The sequence below is a fragment of the Pseudomonas sp. FH4 genome (assembly GCF_000510915.2).
Lineage (GTDB): Bacteria > Pseudomonadota > Gammaproteobacteria > Pseudomonadales > Pseudomonadaceae > Aquipseudomonas > Aquipseudomonas brenneri.
Window position 1 is genome coordinate 162,294 of record NZ_AOHN01000026.1, and the last position, 26,807, is coordinate 189,100.

General features: G+C 61.3%; 19 protein-coding genes. 4 read left to right on the forward strand and 15 right to left on the reverse strand.

The features are described from left to right. Window positions 1–80: 80 nt before the first annotated feature. A complete protein-coding gene (locus H097_RS20870) occupies window positions 81–974 on the reverse strand; it encodes a LysR family transcriptional regulator (RefSeq protein ID WP_032862190.1) in 894 nt (297 codons plus the stop codon). A 122-nt stretch (window positions 975–1,096) separates the two neighbouring features. Between H097_RS20870 and H097_RS20875 the strand changes: the two genes are divergently transcribed. Continuing rightward, window positions 1,097–2,371, forward strand: coding sequence for an MFS transporter (locus H097_RS20875; protein ID WP_032862192.1), 1,275 nt, complete (start codon window positions 1,097–1,099; stop codon window positions 2,369–2,371). Between the two features lie 119 nt (window positions 2,372–2,490). Here H097_RS20875 and hemE read toward each other — a convergent pair whose 3' ends face one another. The 11 genes from hemE to pilM all read right to left on the reverse strand — a co-directional run bounded on the left by hemE (window position 2,491) and on the right by pilM (window position 17,138). After that, a complete protein-coding gene (gene hemE / locus H097_RS20880) occupies window positions 2,491–3,558 on the reverse strand; it encodes a uroporphyrinogen decarboxylase (protein ID WP_032862195.1) in 1,068 nt (355 codons plus the stop codon). Between the two features lie 243 nt (window positions 3,559–3,801). Then, window positions 3,802–5,220 (reverse strand): FAD-dependent oxidoreductase, encoded by a 1,419-nt coding sequence (locus H097_RS20885; protein ID WP_032862197.1) that lies wholly within the window; start codon window positions 5,218–5,220, stop codon window positions 3,802–3,804. A gap of 32 nt (window positions 5,221–5,252) precedes the next feature. Next, on the reverse strand, window positions 5,253–9,698 hold the full coding sequence (gltB, locus tag H097_RS20890) for a glutamate synthase large subunit (RefSeq protein ID WP_032862199.1): 4,446 nt from the start codon (window positions 9,696–9,698) through the stop codon (window positions 5,253–5,255). Between the two features lie 348 nt (window positions 9,699–10,046). Next, window positions 10,047–11,621: an AAA family ATPase gene (locus tag H097_RS20895; protein ID WP_032862201.1), complete on the reverse strand. Its 1,575-nt coding sequence runs from the start codon at window positions 11,619–11,621 to the stop codon at window positions 10,047–10,049. Between the two features lie 10 nt (window positions 11,622–11,631). Further along, window positions 11,632–12,732 (reverse strand): 3-dehydroquinate synthase, encoded by a 1,101-nt coding sequence (gene aroB, locus H097_RS20900; RefSeq protein WP_032862203.1) that lies wholly within the window; start codon window positions 12,730–12,732, stop codon window positions 11,632–11,634. A 147-nt stretch (window positions 12,733–12,879) separates the two neighbouring features. After that, complete coding sequence (gene aroK, locus H097_RS20905) at window positions 12,880–13,398, reverse strand: shikimate kinase AroK (RefSeq protein ID WP_032862206.1); 519 nt, start codon at window positions 13,396–13,398, stop codon at window positions 12,880–12,882. Window positions 13,399–13,402: 4 nt separating this feature from the next. Beyond that, window positions 13,403–14,734 (reverse strand): type IV pilus secretin PilQ family protein, encoded by a 1,332-nt coding sequence (locus tag H097_RS20910; RefSeq protein ID WP_032862208.1) that lies wholly within the window; start codon window positions 14,732–14,734, stop codon window positions 13,403–13,405. A gap of 70 nt (window positions 14,735–14,804) precedes the next feature. Next, a complete protein-coding gene (locus H097_RS20915) occupies window positions 14,805–15,320 on the reverse strand; it encodes a pilus assembly protein PilP (RefSeq protein ID WP_082445650.1) in 516 nt (171 codons plus the stop codon). Beyond that, window positions 15,317–15,937, reverse strand: a complete 621-nt coding sequence (gene pilO, locus H097_RS20920; RefSeq protein WP_032862210.1) for a type 4a pilus biogenesis protein PilO — start codon at window positions 15,935–15,937, stop codon at window positions 15,317–15,319. The genes H097_RS20915 and pilO overlap by 4 nt, the downstream gene beginning before the upstream one ends. Continuing rightward, the gene (locus H097_RS20925; RefSeq protein WP_032862211.1) at window positions 15,934–16,485 is read right to left on the reverse strand and encodes a PilN domain-containing protein; all 552 of its coding nucleotides are present in this window, start codon (window positions 16,483–16,485) and stop codon (window positions 15,934–15,936) included. Before H097_RS20925 ends, pilO begins: the two co-directional genes overlap by 4 nt. Continuing rightward, the gene (gene pilM, locus H097_RS20930) at window positions 16,485–17,138 is read right to left on the reverse strand and encodes a type IV pilus assembly protein PilM (RefSeq protein ID WP_032862213.1); all 654 of its coding nucleotides are present in this window, start codon (window positions 17,136–17,138) and stop codon (window positions 16,485–16,487) included. Before pilM ends, H097_RS20925 begins: the two co-directional genes overlap by 1 nt. A gap of 205 nt (window positions 17,139–17,343) precedes the next feature. On the opposite strand from pilM, the gene H097_RS20935 reads away from it, so the two are divergent. Then, window positions 17,344–19,788 (forward strand): penicillin-binding protein 1A, encoded by a 2,445-nt coding sequence (locus H097_RS20935; protein WP_032862215.1) that lies wholly within the window; start codon window positions 17,344–17,346, stop codon window positions 19,786–19,788. A gap of 111 nt (window positions 19,789–19,899) precedes the next feature. Here H097_RS20935 and H097_RS20940 read toward each other — a convergent pair whose 3' ends face one another. From H097_RS20940 to rpmE, 3 genes are all read right to left on the reverse strand, one after another. Further along, window positions 19,900–21,168: a malic enzyme-like NAD(P)-binding protein gene (locus tag H097_RS20940; protein ID WP_032862217.1), complete on the reverse strand. Its 1,269-nt coding sequence runs from the start codon at window positions 21,166–21,168 to the stop codon at window positions 19,900–19,902. A 183-nt stretch (window positions 21,169–21,351) separates the two neighbouring features. Then, window positions 21,352–22,158, reverse strand: a complete 807-nt coding sequence (locus H097_RS20945) for a thermonuclease family protein (RefSeq protein ID WP_032862219.1) — start codon at window positions 22,156–22,158, stop codon at window positions 21,352–21,354. A gap of 14 nt (window positions 22,159–22,172) precedes the next feature. Continuing rightward, on the reverse strand, window positions 22,173–22,403 hold the full coding sequence (gene rpmE / locus H097_RS20950; RefSeq protein ID WP_029296053.1) for a 50S ribosomal protein L31: 231 nt from the start codon (window positions 22,401–22,403) through the stop codon (window positions 22,173–22,175). A 243-nt stretch (window positions 22,404–22,646) separates the two neighbouring features. On the opposite strand from rpmE, the gene H097_RS20955 reads away from it, so the two are divergent. Together H097_RS20955 and argS are read left to right on the forward strand one after the other, a co-directional pair. Then, on the forward strand, window positions 22,647–24,866 hold the full coding sequence (locus H097_RS20955; RefSeq protein WP_032862221.1) for a primosomal protein N': 2,220 nt from the start codon (window positions 22,647–22,649) through the stop codon (window positions 24,864–24,866). 204 nt (window positions 24,867–25,070) lie between these two features. After that, a complete protein-coding gene (gene argS / locus H097_RS20960) occupies window positions 25,071–26,807 on the forward strand; it encodes an arginine--tRNA ligase (RefSeq protein ID WP_032862344.1) in 1,737 nt (578 codons plus the stop codon).

Sequence of the window (26,807 nt, forward strand, 5' to 3'; positions counted from 1 at the left end):
ACTCAGTGAAAAAGAAACGATTTTGCGCAACTCCAAGGCAAATCACTAAACCGGTTCCATTACCTGATATGTGAATGCCGCTACACCAACGCCTTGCGCGTCAGCAGCTCGACAAACGCCTTGGCCATGGGCGACTGCTGGTCTTTACGCTGCACCAGCCACACCGCCGTCACCGCCTCAGGGTCGAGCAAGGTGCGATAGACCACGCCGTCGATACGGATGCGCTGGTACGACGCCGGCAACACCGACACCCCCAACCCCGCTGCCACCAGGCCGATGATGGTCATGGCCTCTCCGGCCTCCTGGGCGAAGTGCGGGCTGAAACCGGCATCGCGTGCCAGGTTGATCAGTTGGGCGTACAGACCACTGCCGTAGGCCCGTGGGAAAAATACAAAAGGTTCTTCAGCCAACTGGGCCAGGTGCAAACCGCGCTCGCTGCCTTCTACCAGTGGGTGGCCGGCACTCAGCACCGCCACCAGAGGCTCGCGCATCAGCTCCACGACACTTAATGAGTCCGGCAGCGGCAGCGGGCGCATCAGGCCGACCTGGATCGACTCGTCCACCAACGCGCCCGCCACCTCGGTACTGCTCATCTCTTGCAGGTTCAGGTGCACCGCCGGGAAAGCCTGGCGAAAAGCGAAAATCGCCTGTGGGATGCTGGAGTTGAACGGCGCCGAAGAGGTGAAGCCGATCTTCAGCTCACCCAACTCCCCCAACTGCGCCCGGCGTGCCACATCCGCGGCCTTGTCGACCTGGGCCAGTACCAGGCGGGCTTCTGTGAGGAACAAACGCCCGGCCTCACTCAGCTCAACCCGACGATTGGTACGTTCAAACAAGCGGGCGCCCACTTCCTGTTCCAGCGCCTGGATCTGCTGGCTCAACGGCGGCTGGGAGATGCCCAGGACCTGGGCCGCCCTGCCGAAATGCAACTCTTCAGCCACGGCGATGAAGTAGCGCAAGTGGCGCAATTCCATGAAAACCTCATTAGGTTGTAAAAGCTATCAAACAGGTCGAACAATATATTGGAAAGAATCATTAGCCAGCTATATTCTTTTTTCATTGCCAGCCCTGGCAGCCTTTGCCCCCGAGGTCCCGCGTGAAATCTGCTGTCGCTCCACTCGCCCAGGAACTGCCACCCACCGCCCTCGACGAGGTGGTGGCGCAGCTCAACGATGTGTACATCGAAAAAGATACGCCGATGTTCATGCGCACGGTGCTGGCACTGTTTTCCGGCGGCTTTGCCACCTTTGCCCTGCTGTATTGCGTGCAGCCGATGATGCCGGCGTTGTCCCACGAATTTTCCATCAATGCCGCGCAAAGCAGCCTGATCCTCTCCGTCTCCACGGCGATGCTCGCTTTTGGCCTGTTGATCACCGGGCCGATTTCCGACCGCCTGGGGCGCAAGCCAGTGATGGTCACCTCGCTGTTCTGCGCGGCGGTGTGCACCATCGCCAGCGGCCTGATGCCGACCTGGGAAGGCATCCTGTGGCTGCGCGCGTTGCTGGGCCTGTCCCTTAGTGGCTTGGCGGCCGTGGCCATGACCTACCTCAGCGAAGAGATCCATCCGCAGCACATCGGCCTGGCCATGGGCCTGTATATCGGCGGCAATGCGATTGGCGGCATGAGCGGGCGCCTGATCACCGGCGTACTGATCGATTTCGTCAGTTGGCACACGGCAATGCTGATCATCGGCGCGCTGGCACTGATTGCGGCGACGGTGTTCTGGAAAATCCTCCCCGAGTCGCGCAACTTCCGCGCCAGCAGCCTCAAGCCGCGCAACCTGCTCAATGGCTTTGTCATGCACTTCAAGGATGCCGGCCTGCCGTGGCTGTTTCTCGAAGCCTTCGTACTGATGGGCGCCTTCGTCACGCTGTTCAACTACATCGGCTACCGCTTGCTGGCCGCCCCTTATGACATGAGCCAGGCGGTGGTCGGCCTGCTGTCAGTGGTGTACCTGTCAGGGATCTACAGCTCAGCGAAGATCGGCTCGCTGGCCGACCGCCTGGGCCGTCGCCGGGTGCTCTGGGCCACTATCGTGCTGATGCTCGCCGGCATCACCCTGACCCTGTTCAGCTCGCTGCCGCTGATCATCATCGGCATGCTGATCTTCACTTTCGGCTTCTTCGGCGCCCATTCGGTGGCCAGCAGCTGGATTGGCCGGCGTGCGCTGAAAGCCAGGGGGCAGGCCTCGTCGCTGTACCTGTTCAGCTACTACGCGGGGTCGAGTATTGCCGGTACGGCGGGTGGGGTTTTCTGGCACTACGCGGGGTGGAACGGGATTGGCGGGTTTATCGTTGCGTTGTTGACCGTTGCGCTGCTGGTGGCGCTGAAGCTGGCAAAGTTGCCGCCGCTGGGGAACGTAAAGACCTGATACGGTGTTGCTTCAAATGTGGGAGCGGGCTTGCTCGCGAAAGCGGTGTATCAGTCATGAATGTATCAGCTGACATTCCGCATTCGCGAGCAAGCCCGCTCCCACATGTGTTTTGCGTGTTATTCGTGATACTGCGCCGACAACTCATGCACCGCCCGCAGGAACGCGCCAGCATGCTCCGGGTTCACTTCCGGGGTGATGCCATGGCCGAGGTTGAACACGTGGCCACTGCCTTTGCCGTAGCTGGCGAGGATGCGACCGACTTCGGTACAGATCGCCTCCGGCTTGGCGTAGAGCACGGTCGGGTCCATGTTGCCTTGCAGGGCCACTTGGTTACCCACACGGCGACGGGCTTCGCCCAGGTCGCAGGTCCAGTCCAGGCCCAGCGCGTCGGCACCGGCGTCGGCAATGCTTTCCAGCCACAGGCCGCCGCCCTTGGTGAACATGATCACCGGCACTTTGCGGCCTTCGTGTTCGCGGATCAGGCCGCTGACGATTTTGCGCATGTAGGCCAGGGAGAACTCCTGGTACGCCGCCGCCGACAGGTTGCCGCCCCAGGTATCGAAGATCTGCACCGCTTGCGCGCCGGCCATGATCTGGCCGTTGAGGTAGGAAATGACCGACTGTGCCAGCTTGTCCAGCAGCAAGTGCATGGCTTGTGGGTTGTCGTAGAGCATGGCCTTGGTCTTGCGGAAATCTTTCGACGAACCGCCTTCGACCATGTAGGTGGCCAGGGTCCACGGGCTGCCAGAGAAGCCGATCAGCGGCACGCGGCCATTGAGCTCGCGGCGGATGGTGCTGACGGCATCCATCACATAACCGAGGTCTTTGTGTGGATCAGGAATCGGCAGGGCTTCGATATCGGCCAGGGTGCTGACCACTTTCTTGAAACGCGGGCCTTCGCCGGTTTCAAAGTACAGGCCTTGGCCCATGGCGTCAGGGATGGTCAGGATATCGGAGAAGAGGATGGCCGCATCCAGTTGTGGATAGCGGTCCAGCGGCTGCATCGTGACTTCGCAGGCGAACTCCGGATTCATGCACAGGCTCATGAAATCGCCCGCATTGGCGCGGCTGGCGCGGTATTCCGGCAGGTAGCGACCGGCTTGACGCATCATCCACACAGGGGTGACGTCTACAGGTTGCTTGAGCAGGGCACGAAGGAAACGGTCGTTCTTGAGGGCAGTCATGTCGGCATCCGCAAAAAAAGTGCGGGCATTTTCTCAGAGCCGGACGCAAAAGGCACGGTTGCAGGTCAGCCTTTTGTCTATCGGGTCAATTTGTCGCGGACATGAAAGCGCCGCAAAACAAATGTGGGAGCGGGCTTGCTCGCGAATGCGGGTTGTCAGTGGACATATCTAGTCACTGTTACACCGTATTCGCGAGCAAGCCCGCTCCCACATTTTTGATCCCATTGCAGCTGGGGATCGGTATTAGACCTGCAAGTAGTCCAGGATGCCTTCGGCGGCGTTGCGGCCTTCGAAGATCGCGGTAACTACCAGGTCCGAACCGCGCACCATATCGCCACCGGCGAAGATCTTCGGGTTGCTGGTCTGGTGCTTGTACTGGCCTTGTTCCGGGGCTACAACGCGGCCCTGGCTGTCGGTCTGGATCTGGAACTGCTCGAACCACGGCGCCGGGCTTGGACGGAAGCCGAAAGCGATGACCACGGCGTCGGCCGGGATGATCTCTTCGGAACCCGGGATCGGCTCGGGGCTGCGGCGGCCACGGGCGTCCGGCTCGCCGAGACGGGTCTCGACCACCTTCACGCCTTCGACGCGATCTTCACCCACAATGGCAATCGGCTGGCGGTTGTAGAGGAATTTCACGCCTTCTTCCTTGGCGTTTTTCACCTCTTTGCGCGAGCCCGGCATGTTGGCTTCGTCACGACGATAGGCACAGGTCACCGACTTGGCGCCCTGGCGGATCGACGTACGGTTGCAGTCCATCGCGGTGTCGCCACCGCCCAGCACCACGACCTTCTTGCCCTTCATGTCGATGAAGTCTTCCGGGGATTTTTCAAAGCCCAGGTTGCGGTTGACGTTGGCGATCAGGAAGTCGAGCGCGTCATACACACCCGGCAGGTCCTCACCGGCGAAGCCGCCCTTCATATAGGTGTAGGTGCCCATGCCCATGAATACCGCATCGTATTCTTCGAGCAACTGCTCCATGGTCACGTCTTTGCCGATTTCGGTGTTCAGGCGAAACTCAATGCCCATGCCGGTGAAGACTTCGCGGCGATTGCTCAGCACGGTCTTTTCCAGCTTGAACTCGGGGATGCCGAAGGTCAGCAGGCCACCGATTTCCGGGTTCTTGTCGAACACCACCGGGGTCACGCCGCCACGTACCAGCACGTCGGCACAACCCAGGCCCGCCGGGCCTGCGCCGATGATCGCGACACGCTTGCCGGTCGGCTTGACCTTGGACATGTCCGGGCGCCAGCCCATGGCGAACGCGGTGTCGGTGATGTACTTCTCCACCGAACCGATGGTCACCGCGCCGAAACCGTCGTTGAGGGTGCAGGCACCCTCGCACAGACGATCCTGCGGGCACACCCTGCCGCAGACTTCCGGCAAGGTGTTGGTCTGGTGCGACAGTTCGGCGGCGGCGAGGATGTTGCCCTCGGCCACCAATTTCAGCCAGTTGGGAATGAAGTTGTGCACCGGGCACTTCCATTCGCAATACGGGTTACCGCACCCCAGGCAGCGGTGGGCCTGGTCGGCCGAGTGCTGGGGTTTGAAGGGTTCGTAGATTTCCACGAACTCTTTCTTGCGTTGACGCAACAGTTTCTTCTTCGGATCTTTGCGCCCGACATCGATGAACTGGAAGTCGTTATTCAGACGTTCAGCCATGTTAAAACCTCATCAAACTCTTCAGGCGCATATCACTGCGGGTTGGCACGGATGCTGGAAAGCAACGATTTCAGGTTGGCAGCCTTGGGCTTGACCAGCCAGAAACGACGCAGGTAATCATCGAGGTTCTCGGCGAGGTTACGACCCCATTCGCTGCCGGTCTCCTCGACGTACTCGTCCAGCACGTGCTGCAAGTGGTTCCGGTAGGACTCCATGGCTTCGCCGCTGATCCGCTGGATCTCGACCAACTCGTGGTTGACCTTGTCGACGAAGGTGTTGTCCTGGTCCAGCACGTAGGCGAAACCACCGGTCATGCCTGAACCGAAGTTGTAACCGGTCTTGCCCAATACCGCGACAAAGCCTCCAGTCATGTACTCACAGCAGTGATCGCCAGTGCCTTCAACCACGGTGTGGGCACCGGAGTTACGCACGGCGAAACGCTCACCGGCGGTCCCGGCGGCGAACAGCTTGCCACCGGTGGCGCCGTACAAGCAGGTGTTGCCGATGATGGCACTGTCCTGGGTCTTGTAGACGCTACCGGCCGGCGGAACGATAACCAGCTTGCCGCCGGTCATGCCCTTGCCCACGTAGTCGTTGGCATCGCCTTCGAGGTACATGTGCAGGCCGCCGGCGTTCCACACGCCGAAGCTCTGGCCGGCCGTGCCTTTGAAGCGGAAAGTGATCGGCGCCTTGGCCATGCCCTGGTTGCCGTGCTTGCGTGCAATTTCGCCGGAAATCCGCGCGCCGATGGAACGGTCGCAGTTGCAGATATCCAGGGCAAACTCGCCACCGCTGGCGTCATTGATCGAGGAACCGGCCATGTCGACCATTTTCTCGGCCAACAGGCCTTTGTCGAACGGTGGGTTGCGCTCGACCTGGCAAAACTGTGGCTTGTCTGCCGGGATGTGATCGCTGCCCAACAGCGGCGTCAGGTCCAGGTGGTGCTGCTTGGCGGTCTGGCCCTGGAGGATGTCCAGCAGATCGGTACGACCGATCAGCTCTTCCAGGGAGCGCACGCCGAGCTTGGCCAGCCACTCGCGGGTCTCTTCGGCGACGTAGGTGAAGAAATTCACCACCATGTCGACGGTGCCGATGTAGTGATCCTTGCGCAGCTTCTCGTTCTGCGTCGCCACACCGGTAGCGCAGTTGTTCAGGTGGCAGATGCGCAGGTATTTGCAGCCCAGGGCGATCATTGGCGCGGTACCGAAGCCGAAGCTTTCGGCACCGAGGATTGCGGCCTTGATCACGTCGAGGCCGGTTTTCAGGCCGCCGTCGGTCTGTACCCGGACCTTGCCGCGCAGATCGTTGCCGCGCAGGGTCTGGTGAGTCTCGGCCAGGCCCAGCTCCCACGGCGCACCAGCGTACTTGATGGAAGTCAGCGGCGATGCGCCAGTGCCGCCATCGTAGCCGGAGATGGTGATCAGGTCGGCATAGGCCTTGGCCACGCCGGCAGCGATGGTGCCCACGCCGGCTTCTGCCACCAGTTTCACCGAGACCAGGGCCTTGGGATTGACTTGCTTGAGGTCGAAAATCAGCTGCGACAAGTCTTCAATCGAATAGATGTCGTGGTGTGGCGGCGGCGAGATCAGGGTCACGCCAGGCACCGCGTAACGCAGCTTGGCGATCAGACCGTTGACCTTGCCGCCTGGCAGTTGGCCGCCCTCGCCGGGCTTGGCGCCCTGGGCCACCTTGATCTGCAGCACTTCGGCGTTGACCAGATACTCCGGGGTCACCCCGAAACGGCCAGTGGCGACCTGCTTGATTTTCGAGCTCTTGATCGTGCCGTAGCGCGCCGGGTCTTCACCGCCTTCGCCGGAGTTGGAACGCGCACCCAGGCGGTTCATGGCTTCGGCCAGGGCTTCGTGGGCCTCAGGTGACAAGGCACCCAGGGAAATACCGGCGGAGTCAAAGCGCTTGAGGATCGACTCCAGTGGCTCGACCTCGGCAATGTCCATCGGCGTGTCCAGGGTTTTCACCTGGAACAGGTCGCGGATCATCGACACCGGGCGGTTATCCACCAGCGCGGTGTATTCCTTGAACTTGGCGTAGTCGCCCTGCTGCACAGCGGCTTGCAGGGTGTTGACCACATCCGGGTTGTAGGCGTGGTATTCGCCACCGTGTACGAACTTGAGCAGGCCACCTTGCTGGATCGGCTTACGCGCGCTCCAGGCTTCGGCCGCCAAGGCTTTCTGTTCGGCTTCGATATCGACGAAACGTGCGCCCTTGATGCGGCTTGGCACGCCACGGAAGCTCAGTTCGCAAACTTCCTCCGACAGACCGATGGCCTCGAACAACTGCGCGCCACGGTAGGACGTGACGGTGGAGATGCCCATCTTCGACAGGATCTTCAGCAGGCCCTTGGTGATGCCTTTGCGGTAATTCTTGAATACTTCGTACAAATCACCCAGCACTTCGCCGGTACGAATCAGGTCGCCCAGCACTTCGTAGGCCAGGAACGGATACACCGCCGAGGCGCCAAAGCCGATCAATACCGCAAAGTGATGCGGGTCGCGGGCGGTGGCGGTTTCGACGAGGATGTTGGAGTCGCAGCGCAGGCCTTTTTCGGTCAGGCGGTGGTGTACCGCGCCGGTGGCCAGGGACGCGTGGATCGGCAGCTTGCCTGGAGCGATATGGCGATCGGTCAGCACGATCTGGGTGCGACCGGCGCGCACCGCTTCTTCTGCCTGATCGGCGACGTTGCGCACAGCGGCTTCCAGGCCGAGGCTCTCGTCGTAGTTCAGGTCAATGATCTGCCGGTCGAAGCCTGGGCGGTCCAGGGTCATCAACGAGCGCCACTTGGCCGGGGAAATGACCGGCGAGCTGAGGATCACGCGCGACGCGTGCTCTGGCGATTCCTGGAAGATATTGCGCTCGGCACCGAGGCACACTTCCAACGACATCACGATGGCTTCACGCAGCGGGTCGATCGGCGGGTTGGTCACCTGGGCGAACTGCTGGCGGAAGTAGTCGTATGGCGTGCGCACGCGCTGGGACAACACGGCCATTGGCGTGTCGTCACCCATGGAGCCGACGGCTTCGTAGCCTTGCTCGCCGAGGGGGCGCAGTACCTGATCACGCTCTTCAAACGTGACCTGGTACATCTTCATGTACTGCTTGAGCTGGTCGACGTCATAGAAAGCCGAGCCATGGTCGTTGTCTTCCATGGTCGCCTGGATGCGCAGGGCGTTCTTGCGCAGCCATTGCTTGTAGGGGTGACGCGACTTCAAGCGGTTGTCGATGGCATCGGTGTCGAGGATCTGCCCGGTTTCGGTGTCCACGGCAAGGATCTGCCCAGGGCCCACGCGGCCTTTGGCGATCACGTCTTCAGGCTGGTAGTTCCACACGCCGACTTCCGAGGCCAGGGTGATGAAGCCGTTGGTGGTGGTCACCCAACGCGCTGGGCGCAGGCCGTTGCGGTCGAGCAGGCACACCGCGTAGCGACCATCGGTCATGACCACGCCGGCCGGGCCGTCCCACGGCTCCATGTGCATCGAGTTGTACTCATAGAACGCCCGCAGGTCCGGGTCCATGGTCTCGACGTTCTGCCACGCTGGCGGAATGATCATGCGCACGCCACGGAACAGGTCGATGCCACCGGTGACCATCAGTTCCAGCATGTTGTCCATGCTTGAAGAGTCGGAACCCACGCGGTTGACCAGCGGGCCGAGTTCTTCGAGGTCCATCAAATCGTTGGCGAACTTGGTGCGACGGGCCACGGCCCAGTTGCGGTTGCCGGTGATGGTGTTGATCTCGCCGTTGTGGGCGAGGAAGCGGAATGGCTGGGCCAGCGGCCATTTCGGCAGAGTGTTGGTGGAAAAGCGCTGGTGGAACACGCAGATCGCGGTTTGCAGGCGCTCATCGCTCAGGTCTGGATAGAAGGCGGTCAAGTCCGCCGGCATCATCAGGCCTTTATAAATGATGGTCTTGTGGGAAAAGCTGCAGATGTAGTGGTCGCTATCCAGGGCGTTGGCCACGGACGAGCGGCGACGGGAGGTGAACAGCTTGATCGCCATGTCCTGGTCGCTCAGGCCATCGCCTGCGATGAACACTTGTTCGATCTGCGGCAGGCGCTCATGGGCCAGGCGGCCGAGTACGCTGGTATCGATCGGCACTTTGCGCCAGCCGACCAACTGCAGGCCAGCGGCCAGGATCTCGCGGTTCATGTTCTCGCGAGCGGCCTCGGCTTTTACCGGGTCCTGATTGAAGAACACCATGCCCACCGCGTATTGCTTGGGCAAATCGGCGCCGAAGGTTTCCTTGGCGATTGCGCGCAGGAACTGGTCAGGCTTTTGAATCAGCAAGCCGCAACCGTCACCGGTCTTGCCGTCAGCGTTGATCCCACCGCGGTGGGTCATGCAGGTCAGGGCCTCGATGGCCGTTTGCAAAAGGGTATGACTGGGTTCGCCCTGCATATGGGCAATCAGGCCGAAACCACAGTTATCCTTGAATTCATCGGGTTGGTACAGACCTGCTTTCATAGACACTTTCTCACCAGGCTGCCTCTTATTTCGAGGCAAATTTCTTTTCAATTCAACCGGTTACCTTCCACGCCGAACGTACGCCGGCTTAGCGGGGGCAAAAGGGAGGTCATTGTACACACCGACACAGACGCCCACAAATTTGGCGACGAACTGTCGCAAATCTATGTCGCATTTATGAAAGGTTTAAAGCGATATGCTGTGCTAGTCAAAACTTTTTTAATTCTGACTGCTACTACTCAAAAGCTACTGTAACGCAGACACCACAAAGCGCGCGGCCTTCAGGGCTGCACGCTTTGTTGTTTTTTGAGGTGCTGGGAGGGCGACCTGGGTAAGGTCGCCGGATCTTCAGCGAGTTGTTGCGAGTTCTTGTTGAACGCTGGCAACAGTGCGAGGCCAAGGTTTACCAGCCTGGACCTTCGCTGGCAAGGCCTTGATAGCGGAGTCGGCTGCCGCGCGGCTCGGGAAACTGCCGTAGGTGATCACGTAGAGAGGCTTGCCGTTGAGCACTTTCTTGAAATAACGGTACTCGCCGCCCTGCTCTTTCACGAACGCCTGGGCGTTGGCTTCAGAGCTGGTGCCGAGGATCTGCACCACGTAGTTCTTGGCTGGCTGGCTGCCGTACCAGCCGCTGCCGGCAGCGGCCTTGGCCACGGTGACCGGTTTTTCCGCAGGTTTGACGGCGGGAGCTGGCTTGGCCACAGGGGCTGGCGCTGGCTTGACCACTGGTGCCGGGACTGGCTTGGCGGTAGCGACCTGAGTCGGCGCAGGCGTTGGCTTGGCCGCCGGGACAGGTGCAGGGCTTGCGGTTGCGCCAGGTGGTGGAGCCACGGTGGTGACGGTCGGAGGCGTGGCGCTGGAGCCTTCTACCGGTACGCCATCATCGCCTTCGGTGATACCACCTGCTTCTTCTGCCAACGGGCCACGCATGACCGGCTGGCCGACCATCGGCAGGTTGGTAGGCTGGCCAGAACCGGCGAACTCAACGGCAGGTGCGCCGTTGGTGGTGGGCTTGCCCAGTGGCAACTGTGCCTGCTCGGTAGGCGCGCCTGGAGCGGTCGGTGCCTTGCTGCGGCCTGGAATCAACCAGGCGGCGGCAACGGCAACCACGACAACAGCAGAAATCGCCAGTACGTGTTTCTTCGGCATGGTGAACCCCATCTTTGGACGCTTAACCGCTGAGCGGCTGGCAATCATGGCTTCGATCATCGCATCCCGGGCCACCTGGTTGATGGTGCCAGGCCAGCCGTCGGAGCTTTCGTGAATATCAGAGATCTGCTGGGCGGAGAAAAGTTCGATGCCCTGACCCGCACCTTCAAGGCGCTGGGCCAAGTACTCACGGGTTTCCTCTTCTTCGTAGGGCTGCAATTCGATGACGTGGAACAGCTCTTGCTCGCCACTGAGCTGCTCCAGGTCGGCAATCAGCGACGCCTCACCGAACAGGAACACATGGGGACGACCTTCCGGCGTACCGGCCGCCAGGGCCAGCAAGGCCTCCAGCGCGGATTCGTCGAGCTGCTCGGCATCGTCCACCAGCAGGTAGACTTCCTGGCCGGTCAAACCCAGTTGCACCACTTGCTTGAGAATCGCGGTCGGCTCGGCATTGGCCACATCCAGCGCCTGGGCAACCTGGCGCAACACGCCTGCCGCATCGCCGGCACCACGGGCGGAAACCACCACGCTCTGCACCGATTGCTTGTTGGTGCTGGCTACCAGGGCCTGGCGCAGCAGCGTCTTGCCGCTGCCCAAGGGGCCTGTGACCACCAATAGCAACTGGCTGTAGCGCGCCAGGTGGTGCAACTGCCCCAACACAGGCTTGCGTTGTGCAGGGAAAAACTTGAAACCGGGGACCCGTGGTGCAAAAGGGTCGTGGCTCAACTGGTAATGGCCGAGGAAAGCCTCGTCGGCATGCAAACTAGTCATCGGGATCTGGTTAACCTTTCAGCTGGGCCAGGGCGCGGTAATCCGCTCCCAGCGTGGCCTGTAGAATCTCTTTCGGATAATCGTCGGTCACTACCGCTTCGCCCATTCGGCGCAACAGCACCAGACGCAAACGACCATCGATCACTTTCTTGTCTATTGCCATATGTTCAAGGAAATCAGCCTCGGTCATTTCCTCGGGAGGAATGACCGGCAATCCGGCGCGCTGGAACAGGCGAATACCACGGTCACGCTCTTGGACCGTGATCCAGCCCAGACGTTGCGACATCTCCAACGCCATCACCGTGCCAGCCGCTACGGCCTCGCCATGCAACCAGACACCATAGCCCATGTGGGTTTCAATCGCATGGCCGAAGGTGTGCCCCAGGTTCAAGGTGGCGCGCACGCCAGACTCACGCTCGTCGGCATTGACCACCAGCGCCTTGGCCGCGCAGGAGCGGGAGATGGCTTCAGTCAGCGCCACCTGGTCCAGGTTGCGCAAGGCATCGACGTGTTCTTCAAGCCAGGTCAGGAACGGCTCGTCACAGATCAGCCCGTACTTGATGACTTCCGCCAGGCCCGCCGACAGCTCGCGAGGCGGCAGGGTATTGAGCGTCGCGGTGTCGATCAGCACGGCATTGGGCTGGTAGAACGCACCGACCATGTTCTTGCCCAGCGGATGGTTGATCCCGGTCTTGCCGCCCACCGACGAATCGACCTGGGACAGCAAGGTAGTCGGCACCTGGATAAAGTCCACGCCACGCTGGTAACAAGCGGCCGCAAAACCGGCCATGTCGCCGATCACACCGCCGCCAAGGGCCACCACTGTAGTACGCCGGTCGTGGCGCGCGGTCAGCAGCCCGTCAAAGATCAGTTGCAGGGTTTCCCAGTTCTTGAACGCTTCGCCGTCGGGAAGAATCACCGAGATCACCGAATACGCCGCAAGGCTGCGACTCAGACGCTCAAGGTAGAGCGGCGCCACCGTCTCATTGGAGATGATCGCCACTTGTCGCCCGGCAATATGCGGTGCGAGCAACTCGGGCTGGTCCAACAAACCTTCGCCAATATGGATCGGGTAGCTACGCTCGCCAAGATCGACCTTAAGTGTCTGCATGTGTCCCCGCGCTGAAGATGGAAGCAGGCGTCCTGCCCTGTATTAACGTTGTCGGCACCGTCGAGGTCGAGCGCTGCCTGATGGCTCTACGCCACAACTCGGACGGCTGTAACGCGCTGCCGAGAATAGCGCATTTCGGCCCTGGCTTTAACGGGGCGGCAGTTGCTGCAAACGATCCAGAATGTCGAGAACCACCATTCGTGGCGGCCGTTCATCGGTTTGCACCACCAGATCGGCGATTTCCCGATAAAGCGGGTCGCGCAGCGTCAGCAAGTCCCGCAGGGTTTTCTCAGGGTTGGCGGTGCGCAGCAACGGTCGGTTGCGATCGCGAGCGGTGCGCCCGACTTGCTGCTCGACCGACGCATGCAAATAGACCACCCGACCGCCGGCACGCAGCGCCCGCCGGTTTTCCTCGCGCATCACCGCACCGCCGCCGGTGGCCAAGACCACGCCATCGCAGCCGCACAGCTCGGCAATCATTGCCTGCTCGCGGTCACGAAAGCCCAGTTCGCCTTCCTTATCGAAGATCCACGGGATATTGGCGCCCGTGCGCAATTCAATTTCCTTATCGGAGTCTTTGAATGGCAGGCGCAGCTCTTTGGCCAGCAAACGGCCGATGGTGCTTTTTCCAGCCCCCATCGGCCCTACAAGAATCAAATTTCGCACAGAATCAACGACTCACAGCAATCGCCTGGTTATTCATAATACGCGGAGTCAGGAATACCAGCAGCTCGGATTTTCTTTGGGCAACGACATCACGCCGGAAAAGGCGGCCAAGATACGGCACATCGCCCAAAAATGGCACTTTATCTACCACCTTGCTCTGGTTTTTAGAGAAAACCCCACCCAGGACGATGGTCTCGCCGTCCTTGACCTGGACCTTGGCGTTGACTTCGTTCTTCTTGACCGGCGGCACATCATTGAGTTTGTTCAGGTAGTCCGGCTCATCCTTGGTCACCCGGACCTCCATGATGACCTGGCTATCCGGGGTGATTTGCGGCGTCACTTCCAGGGACAGCGAAGCCTCCTTGAACGAAACCGAGGTCGCCCCCTCGGACGTGGACTCCTGGTAAGGGATCTCGGTGCCCTTGAGAATCCGCGCAGTCTCCTTGTCGGAAGTGACCACCTTGGGCTGGGAAATCACCTCGCCATTGCCACCTTTTTCCATGGCGGTGAGTTCCAGGTCCAGCAGCACGTTATCGGTGATAAACGCAATGCCCAGGCCGGAGCTCGCGTTGACCACTCCAAGGTCAACGAACGGCGAGCTATCGGGAGACTCGCCCTCACCTGGCGGGTTTTTATCGACCCCGCCACCACTCCAATTACCCTTGTTGCGCAGCAACCCGCCCCAACGCACGCCGACGCTTTTGTCATAGTCGACATTGGCCTCGACTATCCGCGCCTCGATCATCACCTGGCGCACCGGAACATCCAGCTGCGCGACGATGCGCCGTAACTCGGCCAGGCGCTCCCCCGTCTGGTAGGCGATGATGTGGTTGGTTCGGTCATCCACCGCCACGGAGCCACGCTCATCGGCCGCCCCTTCAGGCCCGGCCATTGACTGGAACAGCTTGGCCAGCTCAGACGCCTTGGCGTAATTGACTTGCAGCAGCTCCCGCCGCAGTGGCGTCAGCTCGGTCATCAATTTGCGCGTTTCCAGGGCCAGCAGCTCGCGCGCAGCCAACTCTTCGGCCGGCGCCACCAACAGCACATTGGCCGTCACCCGCTTGTCCAGACCTTTGGCTTGCAGCACCAGGTCCAGGGCCTGGTCCCACGGCACGTCCTTGAGGCGCAAGGTAATCGAGCCCTGCACATCATCGCCGGCCACCAGGTTGAGGCCGGCGACGTCGGCAATCTGCTGCAGGACGGCGCGCACCTCGATGTCCTGGAAGTTGAGGGAGAGCTTGTCGCCGCTATACGCGCCACGCCCGGCATTCACGGGCGAAGCGCCGGGAGGTGGCAACTGAATCAGGTCGATCCGCTTGGGCACGGCCTCAGTCATCGGTGCTGTGAACGCTATCCATAGCGCCACACCGAAGGACGAAATAATCCTTTTCATTTTCTTGCTTCCGTTATGAGTTCACGTTCAGCACCAAGGTGCGCGGGCGCTCAAGCCAGGCACCCTCACCATCGGGAAAAAGCTCGACCAACTCCAACTGCCCCTCATGGATCGCTACGACGCGCCCATGATCACCCCCCAGGTAATCCCCCACCGCCAGGCGATGAACACCTGCCGTGCCGCGCAGCAGGGCAAATGTCTGCGCCCCAAGCGACAGCGTGCCGACCATCTGGAACTGATCCACGGAAAACCCTTCCAGATACTGCCGGGGGCGGTCGAGGTCCGGCGCAGATCCGGGCTTGCCGGTGGGGCGACTGGCCGGCTGGTCAGGGGGCTGGAAAGGGTCACGCAGGGGTGGCGCGCTGGCGACAAACCGTAGCCCCGGCATTGCTACAGGCGTTTCGTCAGCAAGCGGCACTGCCTGCTGGCGAATCAGTTGCAACTCATCATTCAGCGCCTGCAACTGCGGGTCACTGTCGCATCCAGCAAGAAGTGCCAGGCCCAGACCCGCAACCTTGAGGCGGTTCATCGCAATGCTCCCAGGTTGCTGTATCGATAGGTCTTGGCGAGCATCGTCAGGCTCAGCAATGCGCCATCCTGGGGATCCACGGGACGAATGACAAAGTCATGCATGGTAACGATATGCGACAACCCGGCCACGCCACTGACGAAGGTCAGGAGGTCGTGATAGGTGCCCAGCAGCTTGAGTTGCATCGGTCGCTCGACGAACACCGGTTGCACCCGCTCGTCCAGCACACTGAGCTGCTCGACCAGTACCCCGCTGGCTTGCCCCAGCCGGGCGAGGTCCTCCAACAGGTCGGGCATTTGCGTCAGCGTCGGCATCTGGCGCAACTGTTCGCTGAAAGCGGCACGCTGGGTTTCAAGCTCGCGCACCAACCCTTCATGCTGGGCGGCTTGCCGGGCTTTTGCCGCAAACTGCTGGCGCAGCGCTGTTTCTCCCGCCTCCTGACGCTGCAAGTCCTCGCGCGCGCCACCCAGGTACACAGCATCCCCCGCAACCAGCGCCAGCAAGGCGAGCACGGCGCCCACCATAAGTCTGCCAGCCAATGGCCAGTGGGCGATGTTGCGGTACAGCGTGGAGAGTTCCGGGATCGCCAGCCTGGGCAGGCCGGGCGAAAGGTTCACCGCTGCGTCTCCTGGTGCTCCCCATGGTCCACCATCAACTGGAAGGCACTGCCCGCGCCACCCTCCTCGGCCCGTACATGGCGCAGATTGGGCGCACGTAACGTGTTGGAAGCTTCCAGGCTGCGCATCAGCCGGGCGACATCATCACTGGACACCGCCGTGCCGGTGACCTCTACCGATGTACCGCTGACACTGACCTCGCTCAATTGAACGCCATCCGGCATCGCGCGGGCCAACTGCTCGAACAATTGCTGGCCCGAGGCGCGATGGCCCTGGAGGTCTTCGACCACCTTCATCCGCTCCATCAGTTGCTGGCGTTGTTCGCGCAGTTCATCGATGGTCTTGATGCGCGAGTCCAATACCGTGACTTGCTTGCTCAAGTGGTTGTTGCGGGCCACTTGTCGATCAATCGCGCGATCGATGACCCGGTCGGCCAGCCATACGGCGGCCAATGCAATAGTGGTGATCAGCAACAGAAAAATCAGGAAAAACTTGCGACGGCGCTCAGCGCGCTCTTCACGCCAGGGTAAAAGGTTGATTCTTGTCATCAATCGAAACTCCTGAGGGCCAAACCGCAGGCGACCCGCAATCCCTGGGCATCGGCAGCCCATTGTGCACTATTGATCCCACTCCCCGGCACTATCCGCGCGACCACTTGCTCGGTCATCCGCGCCTGGGCAAACGCCTCTACATCCACCACTCGCGCAACCAGGCCGGCCAGGGCCAATACCGCTTCGCGCGCTTCCACCTGCTCCTTGAGGCACGCCACAAGCAGTACATCAACATAACCGGGTTCACGACCCGACGGGCCCTGGACCTGAAAATCAATGGCTACCTCATCCAGCGGATAAGGAATGTACTGGTCGGCTTCGCAGCGCAGCCGCTGCTCCATCTCATCGGGCTCAAGCCCCGCCTCCAGCGCAACCACCCGGCTGATCACCGCAGGTCCCGCCACGGCAACTGCCGCATGCGTGAGATGGATCTGCGCGCGGAACAATGCCTTGGAAATGGTCTGCGCGACAACCTCCAGATCAACGATATTACTGTCGACCACCGCATGGCCCGGCAAAGGCTGGCTCGCATACGCGTGCACTGCATAGCCATCGCCAGCGCGGGCCAGCTCCAGTACCTTGACGCCGCTATCCTGGATGTCCACACCCAGTACGGTATCGGCTTTTCGCCTGAAAAATCCCTTTTTCATAAAACTCCCTAAAGCTTTGCCTGTCTCAGGGCTGGTCGGTTCCGGGTTTGATGCATTCGGTCGGCTCGGTTGAGTGGCGCCCATGACGCCCCGAGGCGAAAAATGCTTTAATGCCCAGCGTTTTTTCCCGCTTTTTATCTGCAGGTCGGGTCGGCATGCCCATCCCGACGACTAACTCATTCTTTTCTCTGGAAATCCAAAAGCCTTGATTCGTCTGCTGAAGTTTTTCGGGTACTCCTTCGTTGCGATCGTTTGCGGGCTGCTGCTCGTGTTCAGCGGCGCCTATCTCTACCTTAGCCCGGGATTGCCCTCGGTAGAGACCCTTAGAAGTATCCAGTTGCAGATTCCTTTGCGGGTCTACAGCAGCGATGAAAAACTGATCGCGGAGTTCGGCGAAATGCGCCGCACCCCGATCCGTTTCGCCGATATTCCACCCAATTTCATCAACGCCCTGCTATCGGCCGAAGACGATAATTTTGCCAACCACTATGGCGTGGACCCCAGCAGCCTGGTGCGTGCAACTACGCAGTTGGTAAAAAGCGGACACATTCAGTCGGGCGGCAGCACCATCACCATGCAGGTGGCGAAGAACTTCTTCCTCACCAGCGAGCGCAGCTTCTCGCGCAAGGCCACGGAAATCCTCCTGGCGCTGCAGATTGAACGTCAGTTGACCAAGGATGAAATCCTGGAGCTGTACGTCAACAAGATCTACCTGGGCAACCGTGCCTACGGGATCGAGGCGGCATCCCAGGTGTACTACGGCAAGTCGATTCGTGATGCCAGCCTTGCACAAATGGCAATGATTGCCGGCCTGCCCAAGGCGCCTTCGCGCTTCAACCCGCTGGCCAATCCAGCCCGCAGCAAGGAACGTCGCGACTGGATCCTGGGCCGCATGTACAAGCTGGGCAAGATCGACCAGAACGCCTATGAAACCGCGGTAGCCGAGCCGCTGAACGCCAGCTACCACGTACCGACGCCAGAAGTCAGCGCACCGTATATCGCCGAGATGGCCCGCGCCGAAATGGTCGGCCGCTATGGCAGCGACGCCTACACCGAAGGTTTCCGCGTCACCACGACTATTCCGAGCAATTTGCAGGAAATCGCCAACAACGCCGTGCATGAAGGGCTGATCACCTACGACCAGCGCCATGGCTACCGCGGGCCGGAATCGCGCCTGCCTGGCAAGACCCTGAGCGCCTGGACGGTCGAACTGGGCAAGCAGCGCTCGATCAGCGGCCTTGATCCAGCCATTGTCACCCAGGTGAAAAAAGACGGCGTGCAGGTGCTGACCCGCAGCGGCGAAGAACATGTGGCGTGGGACAGCATGAAGTGGGCCCGCCCCTTCCTGAACACCAACAGCATGGGACCAATGCCCAAGCAGCCGTCGGATGTGGCCCAGGTCGGCGACCTGATCCGCGTGCAGCGCCAGAAGGATGACAGCCTGAAGTTCAGCCAGGTCCCGGTCGCCCAGGGCGCGCTGGTATCCCTGGACCCACAGAACGGCGCAATCCGTGCCCTGGTCGGCGGTTTTGCCTTCGAGCAAAGCAACTACAACCGCGCCATGCAGGCCAAACGCCAGCCAGGCTCCAGCTTCAAGCCTTTTGTCTACAGTGCTGCGCTGGATAATGGCTACACCGCCGCCAGCCTGGTCAACGACGCACCTATCGTGTTTGTCGACGAGTACCTGGACAAGGTCTGGCGTCCGAAGAACGACACCAACACCTTCCTCGGCCCGATCCGCGTGCGCGAAGCGCTGTACAAATCGCGCAACCTGGTGTCGATCCGCTTGCTGCAAGCGATGGGCGTGGGCAAGACCATCGATTACATGACCCGCTTTGGCTTCAATAAACAGGACCTGCCGCCCAACCTGTCGCTGGCCCTGGGCACCGCGACCCTCACGCCAATGGAGATCGCCACCGGCTGGAGTGTGCTTGCCAACGGCGGCTACAAGGTCACGCCGTACCTGATCGACAAGATCGAGAGCCGCAACGGCGACACGCTGTTTGTCGCCAACCCGCCGAGCGTGCCCAACGGCGTTGCCGCAAGTGATGGCCTGGCCGCACCGGCCAACGGCGGTATCACCATCGAGCCGACGCCTGGCGCCGCACCAACCGACGCAGTACCTGCCCCACAAACACCGGCAGTGGCCGAGCGCGTGGTTGATGGCCGTACCACCTATATCCTCACCAGCATGCTGCAGGACGTGATCAAGCGCGGCACCGGCCGCCGAGCCCTGGCCCTGGGCCGCACGGACCTCGCGGGCAAGACCGGTACCACCAACGAATCCAAGGATGCGTGGTTCTCCGGTTACAACGCTGACTACATCACCACCGTGTGGACGGGCTACGACCAGCCGGAAAGCCTCGGTCGCCGCGAATACGGTGGCACTGTCGCGCTGCCGATCTGGATGAGCTACATGGCCGGTGCTCTCAAGGACAAGCCGGCCCACACCCAGGCGGAGCCGGAAGGCATCCTCAGCCTGCGTATCGACCCGATCAGCGGCCGCGCCGCCGCACCAGGCACGCCGAATGCGTACTTCGAACTGTTCAAGAGCGAAGACACGCCGCCATCGATGAATGAACTGGGCAATGGCGTGGCACCGGGCAGCCCGTTGCCGGCGGATGAGTCGGCGCCGATCGATCTGTTCTGATTAACACAGCCCGCTCCCACAAGGGGTTATATGCACGCCCCTGTTGTGCACAGCCACAAAAAAGCCCCGACTCGCAAGAGCCGGGGCTTTTTGTTGGTGCGCTACAACGGTTTAGACGTTGAACACATCATCCACGCTTTTGAGCGGGTAGTTCTTCGGATACGGCAGGGTAGCCACGCCGGTCTCGATGGCGGCCTTGGCCACGGCATCGGAGATCAAGGTGATCAGGCGCTTATCCATTGGTTTGGGAATGATGTACTCACGGCCGAATTCCAGCTTGGCGCCACCGTAGGCGTCGCACACGTCCTGAGGTACTGGCAGCTTGGCCAGTTCACGCAGGGCATTGGCGGCAGCCACTTTCATCTCTTCGTTGATGCGCTTGGCGCGAACGTCCAGGGCACCACGGAAGATGAACGGGAAGCCCAGTACGTTGTTGACCTGGTTCGGGTAGTCCGAACGGCCAGTGGCCATGATCACGTCGTTACGGGTGGCGTGTGCCAGTTCCGGGGCGATTTCTGGATCAGGGTTCGAGCAAGCGAACACGATCGGGTTGGCCGCCATGGACTTCAGGCCTTCGGCGCTCAGCAGGTTCGGGCCGGACAGGCCGACGAACACGTCAGCACCGTCGAGGGCGTCAGCCAGGGTGCGCTTGGAGGACGGATGGGCAAACATCGCCTTGTACTGGTTCAGGTCGGTACGCTCGGACTGGATCACGCCCTTGCTGTCGACCATGTAGATGTTTTCAAGGCGGGCGCCCATGCTCACGATCAGCTTCATGCAGGAGATGGCGGCAGCACCCGCGCCCAGGCAGACGATCTTCGCGTCAGACAGGGTTTTGCCAGCGATTTCCAGGGCGTTGATCATGCCGGCCGCGGTAACGATCGCGGTGCCGTGCTGGTCATCGTGAAAAACCGGGATATCGCACTGTTCGATCAGGGCCTTTTCAATTTCGAAGCACTCAGGTGCCTTGATGTCTTCCAGGTTGATGCCACCGAAGGTGATGGAGATGCGCTTGACGGTGTCGATGAAGGCCTGTGGGCTTTCGGAATCAACTTCGATGTCGAATACATCGATGCCGGCAAAGCGCTTGAACAGTACGCCCTTGCCTTCCATCACTGGCTTGGAGGCCAGTGGGCCGAGGTTACCCAGGCCGAGAATCGCGGTGCCATCAGAAATCACTGCAACCAGATTGCCCTTGCCGGTGTATTTGTAGGCCAGCTCGGGATCGCGGGCGATTTCACGCACGGGCTCGGCTACACCGGGGCTGTACGCCAGCGACAGGTCGCGTGCGGTAGCAGTGGCTTTGGTGAGCTCGACACTCAGCTTTCCTGGACGAGGATGGGCATGATATTCGAGAGCGGCAGTTTTCAAATCAGACATATCGGCATTCCGCTTTTTACTGTTGGACGACGGATCGCCGAGGATACTCGCCTCGCAAAGTCCCCACAAGACTGAGCGGTCACAGGTGTCAAGGGCCCTACCCTACGACTTTCGGCCAAGAGCCACGGGATACAAGGCTTACAACTGTTCACAATCGATATAAAAAATGTCTACAATTTTTTCTTATTGCGCCAATTGCAGCATGCCGGGATCCGTTATTGGCAAAAGCCAGCGCGCCTGGCCACTTTTCAGGCCGCCACGTCGGGAGCGGTCCAGCACCCAGCCCCGGGCCTCGATATCCTGGCCCTGAAGGCGCTCGAGCAGAGCGTTATCGAATTGTCCGACAAGATTGGGTGCAACCCGTAATACCAGGGAGTCCTGCAATTCGATCCAGATCCCGCCACGATTGCGTTCGACCTTGCTTACGCGGCCGCTGACCACGGCAAAGCCCGACTGCTTGATTTGCGAGGCTTTTTGCACGGGCGACTGACGCCAGAGGCCCAACCTGGCCGCGCGCGCGCTGCGCTCGGCCGCTTGCTGGCAGGCAACCAGATCGACATTGGGCGCCACCGCCACCAGGAACCCGAGCCCCTCGGCCAGCAGTTGGGCCTCCAGGTTCGCGCCGTTGGCCCCATAAAGATGGGCCAGCGTTCGCCCATAACGATCCTTGCCCTCGCGGCCCGCTACCACCCCGACCCGACCGCCACTGGCATCTACCAAGGCTTGCAGGCGTTGGCGTGCAGCCACGGCGAATGGCTCGTCAGGGCGGCCTTTCTTGCCGGTTTCAGGGGCATTGACGCCGATCATCCGCACACTGCGACCATCCTTGAGACGCACAGTGTCGCCATCGACCACGCGCTGTACCTCAAAGGTGCCGAGCGTAGTCGGCGCGGGGCAAAACACCTCGGCCTGGGCGGCCGACAGCCAAATCGCAGGCACAAAAAAGGCGCCCGCAAGGGACGCCTTTTTCATTAGCAGGTAAAAGCCCATCAGGCTTTCGAACCTTACTCTGCAGCAGCTGGAGCTTTCTTGCCAAAAGCACCGAAACGGTCGGCGAAGCGCTGTACACGGCCGCCAGTATCCAGAGTCTTCTGCTTACCGGTGTAGAACGGGTGGCACTCGTTGCATACGTCAGTACCCAGTGGCTTGCACAGGTTCGAACGGGTTTCGAACTTGTTGCCGCAGCTGCAAGTAACTTGGATGGTTTCGTACGCTGGATGGATATCGGCTTTCATGGTGTCTTCCTCGGGCTAGCGTGCCGCCACTCGACACTATTGTCGAATACCGCACGTAATTAGGCCGCGGATTCTACCAGAGCTTTTTAAACGCGCAAGCGCCGCCATGCGCCCTTTCATCAGAAAAGCCCGGCCTGCCACACCCTCTTGTACCCGCCGGACTGCTCCCACACAGGACACTTGCACCGCCGGTCTGCTAGGCTCGCGCCCTTCTTCACCGCCCGCCATATGAGAACCTCCCGCGTGCCCGACGCCATTTTGCGCCTCGCCCTGCCCTCGCCCCTGCGCCGCCTGTTCGACTACCGGGCGCCGGCGGGCGTGGTGCGGGCGCAGTTGCAGCCGGGGATGCGCGTGCGCGTGCCGTTCGGCCGACGGGAGATGATCGGAATCCTGATCGAAGTCGCGGACCACAGCGAAGTGCCGGCAGAAAAGCTCAAGCCAGCCCTGGCCATCCTCGATGCCACGCCACCGCTGCCGGCGTCGCTGTTCAAGCTGTGCCTGTGGACCTCCCAGTATTATCAGCACAGCCTGGGCGACACCTTGAGCTGGGCGCTGCCGGTGCTGTTGCGCCAGGGCGAGTTGGCCGAGACCCGCCAGGAGCGCTTCTGGTCGATAACTCCCGGCGCGCGCCTGGATGACCCGCGCATCGCCCGCGCCCCGCGCCAGCGTGAGGCACTGGCCACCTTGGCCCAGCATCCCCATGGCGTCGCTCACCAGTTGCTGAGCAAACTGATGTTGAGCAAGGACAGCCTGGACCTGCTGCTGGCCAAGGACCTGGTGCAGGTGGAGATCCGCCGCCACGCCCCCGGCGAACGTCACGAACACTGGCTGGCCCAACCGGAGTTGCCGCTGAACCCGGAACAGCGCGCTGCCTTTGAGGCGATCAGCGCCGGCGCCGACAGTTTCCATGCGTTCCTGCTGGCCGGCGTCACCGGCAGCGGCAAGACCGAAGTCTATTTGCAGTTGATCCGCGAAACCCTTGAAGCCGGCAAACAGGCGCTGGTGCTGATCCCCGAGATCAACCTCGGGCCGCAGACCCTGGCGCGCTTCGAGCAACGCTTCAATGCGCGGATCGCCCTGGTGCACTCGGCCGTCAACGACCGCGAGCGCCTGGAATCCTGGCTCGCCGCCCGGGACGGCGAGGCCGACATTATTATCGGCACCCGCTCGGCGCTGTTCACACCGATGAAAAACCCCGGCCTGATCATCATCGATGAAGAACACGACGGTTCCTATAAACAGCAGGAAGGCCTGCGCTACCACGCCCGCGACCTGGCCCTGGTCCGCGCCCGCCAGGAAAACATCCCGATTGTGCTCGGCTCGGCCACCCCGTCCCTGGAAAGCCTGCACAACGCCTACACCGGGCGCTACGGCCTGCTGCGCCTCAATGAGCGGGCAGGCGGCGCCAAGCAGCCGCGTTTCCTGCGCCTGGATGTAAAAAGTCGCCCGCTGGACAGCGGTATTTCCGGGCCGATGCAACAAGCCATCGGCCAGACCCTGGCGGCCGGCCAGCAGGTATTGGTGTTTCTCAACCGCCGAGGCTTTGCGCCGACGCTGCTGTGCCACGACTGTGGCTGGATGTCCGAATGCAACCGCTGCGACGCGCGGATGACCGTACACCAGCGCTCCGGCGAGTTGCGCTGCCACCACTGCGGCCATGTGGAACGTGTGCCGCGCCATTGCCCGCAATGCGGCAAAGTCGACCTGCGGCCGGTGGGCGCAGGCACCGAGCGCGCCGAGGAACGCCTGGGGATTCTGTTTCCGGACTTCCCGGTACTGCGGGTGGACCGCGACAGTACGTCGCGCAAAGATGCAATGAACCAGCTGTTCGCCACCATCCAGAAAGGCCAGCCGTGCATCCTGGTCGGCACGCAGATGCTTGCCAAAGGGCATCACTTTCCACGCGTCACCCTGGTCTCGATCCTGGATGCCGACGGTGGGCTGTTCTCCGGAGACTTCCGCGCCAGCGAGCGCATGGCGCAGTTGATCGTGCAGGTCGCAGGCCGCGCCGGGCGTGCCGAAGAGCCCGGCAAAGTGATCATCCAGACCCACTTGGCGGACCACCCGCTGCTGATTCAACTGACAGAACAAGGTTATTTCGCCTTCGCCGAGCAGGCGTTGAGCGAACGTCGCTCCGCGGGCTTGCCACCCTTTGCGCACCTGGCATTGCTGCGCGCAGAGGCCCATAAACCGGGGCAGGCCGAAGGTTTCCTGGATGAAGCGTGCAGCGCGGCTGAACGTTTGCTCGCTGAACTGGGTCTGAGCGGCATCGAGTTACTGGGCCCTGTGCCAGCACCGATGGAGCGCCGCGCCGGCCGTTATCGCGCGCAGCTACTGTTGCAAGCCACTGCCCGCGCGCCGCTGCACCGGCTATTAAGTAGCTGGTTGCTTGCTCTGGAGCAAATGCCCAGTGGGCGGCAGGTGCGATGGTCGTTGGATGTTGATCCGGTGGATTTGTACTGATCGATAAATCGCTATCGCAGGCAAGCCTGCTCCCACATTTGACGGTATTCACACATCAAAATGTGGGAGCGGGCTTGCCCGCGATGAGGCCCGCAGGTCCAGTAACGGACCTTGAAGGTTGGCAAGCCCGCCCTCGCACCGGATAATGTCCAGTTTTTCCACCTGCGCATTGCGCGCCGCCGCTTGCGGTCGAAAGAGAACACCATGAAAGACACCATTCGCCAGTTGATCCAACAAGCCCTCACCCAACTCGTCAACGAAGGCGTGTTGCCTGAAGGCCTGACGCCGGCGATCCAGGTGGAAAACTCCCGAGACAAGACCCACGGCGACTTCGCCAGCAACATCGCGATGATGCTGGCCAAGCCTGCGGGCATGAAACCGCGCGACCTCGCGGAAAAAATCATTGCCGCGCTGCCGGCTGATCCACAGGTCAGCAAGGCCGAAATCGCCGGCCCAGGCTTTATCAATATTTTCCAGAATACCCAAGCCCTGGCCTCGCGCCTGGACGCAGCCCTGGCTGACGCCAAAATCGGTGTGCGCAAGGCCGGCCCGGTACAGCGTGTGGCCATCGACCTGTCGGCGCCCAACCTGGCCAAGGAAATGCACGTCGGCCACCTGCGCTCGACCATCATTGGCGACGGCGTGGCGCGGGTCCTGGAGTTTCTCGGCGACACCGTGATCCGCCAGAACCACGTGGGCGACTGGGGCACCCAGTTCGGCATGCTGATGGCGTACCTGCAAGAGAACCCCATCACCAGCAACGAACTGTCGGACCTGGAAAACTTCTACCGCGCCGCGAAAAAGCGCTTTGACGAATCCGAAGAGTTCGCCAACCGCGCCCGTGGCCTGGTGGTCAAGCTGCAGGCCGGCGACCAGGAATGCCTGGAGCTGTGGGCGCGTTTCCGCGATATTTCCCTGTCCCACTGCCAGAAAATCTACGAGCTGCTGAACGTCAAGCTGACCATGGCCGACGTCATGGGCGAAAGTGCCTACAACGACGACCTGATCAACGTGGTCAACGACCTCAAGGCCAAGGGCCTGCTGGTTGAAAGCAACGGCGCCCAGTGCGTGTTCCTCGACGAGTTCAAGACCGCCGACGGCGAGCCGCTGCCGGTGATCATCGTCAAGGCCGACGGCGGCTATCTGTATGCCACCACCGACCTCGCGGCCGTGCGCTACCGTAGCGGCGTGCTCAAGGCCGACCGTGCGCTGTATTTCGTCGACCAGCGCCAGGCCCTGCACTTCCAGCAAGTGTTCGAAGTGGCGCGCCGCGCCGGTTTCGTCACCCACCCGATGCACATGGAGCACATGGGCTTCGGCACCATGAACGGCGCCGATGGCCGTCCGTTCAAGACCCGCGACGGCGGCACCGTGAAGCTGATCGACCTGCTGAACGAAGCCCAGGAGCGTGCCTACAACCTGGTGAAGGAAAAGAACCCGGAGCTGGCCGAAGCCGACCTGCGCAACATCGCCCGAGTGGTGGGGATTGGCGCGGTGAAATACGCCGACCTGTCCAAGCACCGCACCAGCGACTACAGCTTCAACTTCGAACTGATGCTCAACTTCGAAGGCAACACCGCGCCGTACCTGCTGTATGCCTACACCCGTGTGGCCGGTGTATTCCGCAAACTGGGCAAGGATTTCAGCGAGGTCGACGGCCAGATCATCCTGCAAGCGCCTCACGAGCAGGAACTGGCCGCCAAGCTCGCGCAGTTCGGCGAAGTGCTCAACAGCGTCGGCGAGAAAGGCACGCCGCACATTCTGTGCACCTACCTGTATGAAGTCGCCGGGTTGTTCTCCAGCTTCTACGAGAACTGCCCGATCCTGAGCGCCGACGACGAAACGCAAAAGCAAAGCCGCCTGCGCCTCGCCGCACTGGCTGGACGGACCCTCAAGCAAGGCCTGGAACTGTTGGGCCTGGAAACTCTGGAGCGTATGTAA